Raw genomic sequence first — 6787 nt, 5'->3', positions numbered from 1 at the left:
ATAACCTTCCCCAATAATATAAGCTTCGTTTGATCATATCGTGATTGTTATTCAATTGTATCTCTACATTTACCTTTGTTCCTGTATTTAATGTAGCCGAAATATCTAAAATTGATAATTTATCTTCTTCATATTCTCGTTGCAAATGTGGATCTTCTAATTGTAGGGCAACAATAGGTGATTCTAAAGAATCTTTTAATATGGCATTTAAAAAGGCAACTAAAATATCTTCATTCCCATTTGTGCCAAATAACTGCTTAAAGGCAAAATCGATACGTAAATTTACTAAGGAATTGGACATGGTTTTCCTCTTCCTGTTTCAGACTATATCTTTACCTTTATTGTACATAAAACTAAAGTCAATATGCAAACAACCCTCTATGACTTATATAGGGATATAAGTTTTTCTCTTAAAGGAATATATTTGGAACAGAGGGATTAAGTGAAAAGAAATAAAGGTACGCCTAAAAGATTTAATTTTCTAAAAATAAGTATTTACAAAAATATTTATTTGAATTAAAATACGAACTACAAAGATTCGACATTATACGACAAAATGATATTATTTTTCTGAATATTATAACAACTAGAAGTGAGGTATCTATATGAATCTATTTCGAAAGAAATCTATTTCAGCATTATTAGCACAGTCAGAACAAAAAGGAGCATCTTTAAAAAAAGAACTCGGTGCATTTGATCTTACTATGCTCGGGGTCGGCGCTATCATCGGAACTGGGATTTTCGTTCTTACCGGTGTTGCCGCAGCAGAACACGCAGGACCCGCACTTGTTTTGTCGTTTATTTTATCCGGTTTAGCCTGTGTATTTGCAGCCTTATGTTATTCTGAATTTGCATCAACTGTACCGGTATCCGGTAGTGCGTACACTTATAGCTATGCAACATTTGGAGAATTAATCGCTTGGATTTTAGGCTGGGATCTAATTTTAGAATATGGATTAGCTTCCTCAGCTGTTGCATCTGGTTGGTCAGGGTATTTACAAGGTCTATTAAGTGGATTTGGGATTACATTACCTACGGCTTTAACAAGCGCATATAATCCTGAAGCGGGAACATATATAGACTTACCAGCAATCTGTATCATCTTTCTAATGACGTTGTTATTAACAAGAGGAGCAAAAAAATCAGCGCGTTTTAACGCTATCATGGTAGCTATCAAACTTTTTGTTGTCTTACTATTTATTGGCGTGGGCGCTTTCTATGTAAAACCTGAAAACTGGACACCATTTATGCCGTTCGGCTTCTCTGGCGTAACAACTGGGGCTGCAACTGTATTCTTTGCTTACATCGGATTTGACGCTGTATCAACAGCTGCTGAAGAAGTCAAAAATCCACAGCGTGACATGCCAATCGGTATTATTGCTTCTTTAACAATTTGTACGATTCTATATATCGTTGTTTCATTAGTTTTAACTGGGATTGTACCTTACGATCAGTTAGGTGTGAAAAATCCTGTTGCATTTGCACTACAATACATTCAACAAGATTGGGTTGCTGGTTTCATTTCTTTAGGAGCGATTACTGGAATTACAACTGTATTACTTGTTATGTTATATGGACAAACACGATTATTTTATGCAATTAGCCGCGATGGCTTACTACCAAAAGCACTTTCGCGCGTAAATAAAAAAACAAAGACACCTGTTATCAATAGTTGGATTACTGCCACTATGGTTGCTTTCTTTGCTGGTTTTGTTCCTTTAAGTAAACTAGCAGAATTAACAAATATCGGTACATTATTCGCATTCATCGTTGTATCAATTGGAGTAATTATTTTACGTAAAAAACAACCAGAACTACCGCGCGCTTTTAAAGTGCCTTTGGTACCATGGATTCCTGCTTTAGCTGTTCTATTCTGTGGATACTTAGCATTACAACTCCCCGCAACAACATGGATCGGCTTTGCAATATGGCTTGTAATTGGACTTGTTGTCTACTTCAGTTACGGTTACAAAAATAGTACACTACAAAAGGAACAAAAAGAAGACGTAGCATAATGAAAAAGCTGTTGTCCCATTAGGACAGCAGCTTTTTTCCGTTCTGGTGCAAAGTATTGTACCATCAAACATTTCAATAATCTCATTGAACAAGACCATCGTCATTTAAATTGTCTGGGTTTCAAAACCTTCGCTATGCTGCTCGCACTACTATTTTTTATTCCAATAATTCCTTATGTTTACGATACTTCTCTTCCATTAATTGGCTGAACTGGTCGGTTATTCGTTGGGAATAATTTATGAAACGTTTCAATTTGTTTTTTGGACATCTCTATTGTCTGTTTCATCACAATCCACTGGACATTTTCTGTACAAGGAGGTGTTGTCAAAGAACCCATGTAACGGAATGACGAATGATCTGAAGGAAGAAGCTGTTTTATATCAATGGTATGCTGCACATCACCCTGTGAATTTTTGCTGTTCGGGAGATTTTCCCACATTTCTGCAAAACCTTCGTTTTTTTGTCCTTCTTTTATCATAATACCTACTACTGCTAACTGACCTTGATTATTTTGATGGACCAGATGTAGTTCCATATCTGCATGTCTTCCTTCAAATTGATGTTCACTTGGTGTATGGAAATGGAATTGTTTTAATGTGTAACGACTTTCTCCCAGCATGAGATAATCATCAGAACTATTTGCTTTCCCCTCAATACTATGCCCATTATTTTTAATAGAAAATGATATTGGTTGATAATTAATTTGCAAATGATTAGAATCCGCAACTGTTGATTTTATTTGTTCCGTTTTGATATCTATCGGAGATTGTTCTTGCCCATTTAAACACATTTTGTATTCTGGTTTCAATTCTCCCCAGTGCTCTGGACCAGTAGTCCCTTCATATGACCATTGCGTATTTTTTTTCGTAGATTTTTCTTGTGTGGCTGTATCCTTGTTTGACTGTTCTTGTTTTGCTGTGTTACACCCGATCAACACTGCACTTATTGTCAATATAAGGGGAGTTTTATAAAGAAACTTTAAGCCTTTCATACTGTTTCCTCCTAAGATGATAAAATATTGTATTTAAAGAATATTTCGTGTAACTAAAGGTCCTGTTACAAATTCACCAAAAATATCAAGAATCTAGAGAAGCATCGTTCTATTATTATGCAATTTAAACTTTTAAATAGAAAAATGGGATATCGGAAGCCATACAGTTAATTTGTGAGCAAAGGAGTAACTGTGCTCATTTCTCAAGTTAGAAAAGCTTTATACAAAGCCAGATTGAAGTCAAAAGTTATTAAATACTATAAGAAATGGAAGCAAGAACATATTACATTTCCTAATTTGCTATTATTCTATATGTCCTCATTTAGTACTATATAGAATGATTTCTTACCAATACCCAAAATCGATTTTGTAATCTGATTTTGGTTCCAATTTTCTTAATCCGGTCATTTTTATTTGGCATTACTGCATTCATTTCGAATCATGGGCTTGCTTTCCGACTAAATGTTTTGTTATGTCTATACTCCCCCCTTATATCTAATTGATATTGACTTTTAATTTATATTTATTATAATTATATATAAATTATTAAAAGAAAATCAATATAGATTTATATTCTTTGATGTGATACTATATATTTCTGGTTCTGTTGCAAAGCTTTCGAAACGAAGTTATGCTTTTGAAAAGATAAACGGAAGCGTAATAAGTTAGATATTTTAAAGTAAAACAATTCAAACAAGATATTATTTGGGTGTTTTTGCTCAAATCTGCGAAATGGGGGAATTAGCTTAATTGGGATCACTTTCCATCACCATCAAGCTAAGAAAAAATATCCCCAAAATAAAAAATGACTTCTCAAGATGAAAATGTACAATTCTATTTTGAGAGCGTCATAAAACTCTTAAGTTGATGGATATATATATGGTAACCCATACTAATTAACGACCAGTATTGTTTTGCGAAAAAAATGTCGAAATTATGCGAAATTTGATTTTTTTTGTCTTGTTATGCTTTATATTTAGTGCTAAACTCATAATACAAAGAAAGAGTAGCTGAAAAGATCCCCCTTTAAACTGAAAATATTGAAAATTCAGTTTAGTATACATCTGATTGATATTTACGCTTACTACTCTTTCTTTGTTTTATTTTATTTTATTTTATATATTATATCGGGTATAGATAGCGAGGTGACTGAGATGTGATTAATTGGTAAAAGTAGAGTGTGAGTATTCTGTTATTCTTATGACACCTTAATTACTTAAGTGCACATTTATTACAAATATTTGTAAAGGGAATTGAGGCCGATTGTGCCGATCTAGCAATGTGAAATTTGGTTTCATGCAAATAAAGAAATAAGCAACTACAATTAATTATGAATCTATTCGTCATGCTGAGAATTTAATTGAAGGTTGGATATAGCGAGATTTAGCCATGAAGTTTATAAGTCATGTAGATTGTGATTAAAATTCTAAATTCATAAGCTGACAAAAATTAGTGAACGTTACTGTTCATTCTTTTAAAAAGCATAGGACTACTTAATTATAAACCTAGGAAATGATATATAAGAGGTACATGAATAAACAAAATTGTTTGTGGTTTTTAATAAATGAATCAAAATTTAGGCAGAGGTTTAGCACAAGTACTTAAGGATGATATTTCGGTGTATGTAGGAGGGAATATAAAATAAAAAGTTTATCCCAAATGAGGTATTAATTTATGTTTGTTTTTTTAATTACACAATCAGTTACAAAAGTTACAAAAACTATTTTTATTATTTAAATAGTCTTAATATTACGGGTGAGAGCATGAAAAAAATGTCCTTAGGGGGAGGTAAGAGAATCTGGTAAATAAAATTGTGAATCATTAAAAAGGTGCTATCAAACTTGGACATACTGATATTATAAATCTAAAAATGATGGGAAGTAGTATGAATAAGTCAATAGTAATTGAATGAAAACAGTATTAACCAGAAATTTTATGCTTCTAAAATGAGATGGCATACATGATACAACTTAAGATTGCAAGATTTGATAGGAATGATGCAAGAATATGGCCTTCCCGATTACAATACTATCATATAATTTCATATATGCAAATATTTAAAATTATGATTTTAGATCAGAAAAAATGAGGATTTATGGAGAATAGAAGAATTGTTTATAGAAAATCAATTTTCAAGATTTTAAGGTTATAACAATCGAAAGACAAAAATGCCATCAACCTATTGAGTCATTGTCATAGCATATTCATATTAGTAGCCATCTAAATATAATTGACAGGAGAATGACATGGTAAAAAGAGTGATTTCGATTTCTACGATTATAATGCTATTTATGTTGACGATAGGTCAGAGTTTCACATCTATAATAGCAAGTGCACAAGAATTAAATACAACAGGATTTGTGGATAGTTTTACATTCGACAAAACGGAATTAAATTATGGAGAACGATCGGGAATAAGAGTAGATTTTAGTGATAAATCCGGAAATCAAATGAAGGCTGGAGATACACTAACATTAACACTACCTGCAGAACTAGCAGGGTATAGTAAAGCAATTGACTTGAAGAATGAAAACGGTGTTAGTTTTGGTACTTGCCAAGTAACAACAACTAATGTGGTATGTACATTTAATGATACGGTTGAGAAACTTCAAAACATTAGAGGCTATTTGTCCTTTGAATTCAAAGCAACTAGCAATGTAGGAGTGAATCAAACGATACCAGTTGATACAAATTTAGGTACAAGTTTAGCAACTCAAAGGGTAACAATTAAAGGACCAACTGAGGGGACGGGTACAACAACATTTACTTACAAAACAGGTCAAATTTACCCTGAGGCTCCGAATGAAATCAAGTGGCAGTTGAATGTAAATACTACTGGTTCGGAACAGTTAAGTTCTGATGTTGTTTTGACCGATACTTTACGATCGGGTCAAACATTTAAGCAGGAAGACTTTACTATAATAGTTGGAAATGAGGATTTTACACCACAACAATTTAGGGATAAAGGCTATGGAACGATTACGTTTAACGGTAACTCTTTCGAAATTAGAGGTTATAAGGATTATGTAAGTGGGAAGTATTTCGGTATGCATTATAGCTCGGTTATAACTGATAGCGGAATGAACGAAAAATATTTGTATAATGATTATACAATTAGTTATCAGATTCTAAATCAGCCACCGGTAACCGTTTCAAAGGAATCCGAGGTTAAAAATATAAACGCAGATGGTGGTGCGCAAGGTGATTTACCGCCTAAAGGTACACTAAGAATTGTGAAGCATATTGAAGGAGATAATACAAAATTCATCCCAGATGTTACGTTTAAGTTGCATAAGGAATCGGGTGAACAAATTGGCGATACTTATACAACGGGTGCAGAAGGTATTGTTGAAATGTCTAATTTAGACCCAGGAAATTACTATGTAACAGAGATTAAAGCTCCAGACTATGTGGATTTCGATCCTCAAGTAAAAGTGCCTTTTACAATTGATGCAACTGCTCAAAAAGGTGTAAAGTTGATGATTCCGAATAAGGTGAAAACGACATCCATTTCAGGAACGAAGACTTGGAATGATAACAATGCAACAGATCGTCCGAGCACGATTCAAGTAGACTTACTGAAAAATGGTGACGTAATCCAGACACAAGACGTGACAGCAGCAAACGGTTGGAATTATACATTTGCAAATATACCTGCATATGATAATGACGGTAATGCCTATACGTATACAGTAAAAGAACATCCAGTAGCAGGATATAAATCGGAAGTAAACGGTTATAACATAACGAATACAAAAGACGCAAAAACAACAGTAGCAG

Annotated in this window: 4 protein-coding genes and 1 pseudogene; 3 read left to right on the top strand and 2 right to left on the bottom strand. The window is 33.3% G+C overall.

What is annotated here, in order from left to right:
• Window positions 1-301, bottom strand: a 301-nt coding sequence (locus V7038_RS20905) for an Rpn family recombination-promoting nuclease/putative transposase (protein WP_141558745.1), incomplete at its 3' end; no start/stop codon positions are given.
• A 304-nt stretch (window positions 302-605) separates the two neighbouring features.
• On the opposite strand from V7038_RS20905, the gene V7038_RS20900 reads away from it, so the two are divergent.
• Together V7038_RS20900 and V7038_RS29600 are read left to right on the top strand one after the other, a co-directional pair.
• The gene (locus V7038_RS20900; RefSeq protein ID WP_199662022.1) at window positions 606-2015 is read left to right on the top strand and encodes an amino acid permease; all 1410 of its coding nucleotides are present in this window, start codon (window positions 606-608) and stop codon (window positions 2013-2015) included.
• Between the two features lie 51 nt (window positions 2016-2066).
• A pseudogene (locus V7038_RS29600) lies at window positions 2067-2164 on the top strand (IS6 family transposase); the annotation flags it as partial.
• 30 nt (window positions 2165-2194) lie between these two features.
• On the opposite strand, the gene V7038_RS20890 reads toward V7038_RS29600, so the two are convergent.
• Window positions 2195-3007 carry a carbonic anhydrase gene (locus V7038_RS20890; RefSeq protein ID WP_335695603.1) on the bottom strand — a complete coding sequence of 271 codons (813 nt, stop codon included), beginning with the start codon at window positions 3005-3007 and terminating at the stop codon, window positions 2195-2197.
• Between the two features lie 2246 nt (window positions 3008-5253).
• Here V7038_RS20890 and V7038_RS20885 point away from each other — a divergent pair.
• The coding region (locus V7038_RS20885) for a Cna B-type domain-containing protein (protein WP_335695602.1) at window positions 5254-6787 on the top strand (1534 nt) is incomplete at its 3' end.

The sequence above is a fragment of the Bacillus sp. JJ783 genome, from assembly GCF_036963225.1.
GTDB lineage: Bacteria > Bacillota > Bacilli > Bacillales > Bacillaceae_G > Bacillus_A > Bacillus_A cereus_U.
This window is presented reverse-complemented; position numbering and strand designations above follow the sequence as displayed.

Coding starts and splice junctions, on each gene's coding strand:
- V7038_RS20900 (WP_199662022.1), top strand. CDS start 606: ATGAATCTATTTCGAAAGAAATCTATTTCAGCATTATTAGCACAGTCA.
- V7038_RS20890 (WP_335695603.1), bottom strand. CDS start 3,007: ATGAAAGGCTTAAAGTTTCTTTATAAAACTCCCCTTATATTGACAATA.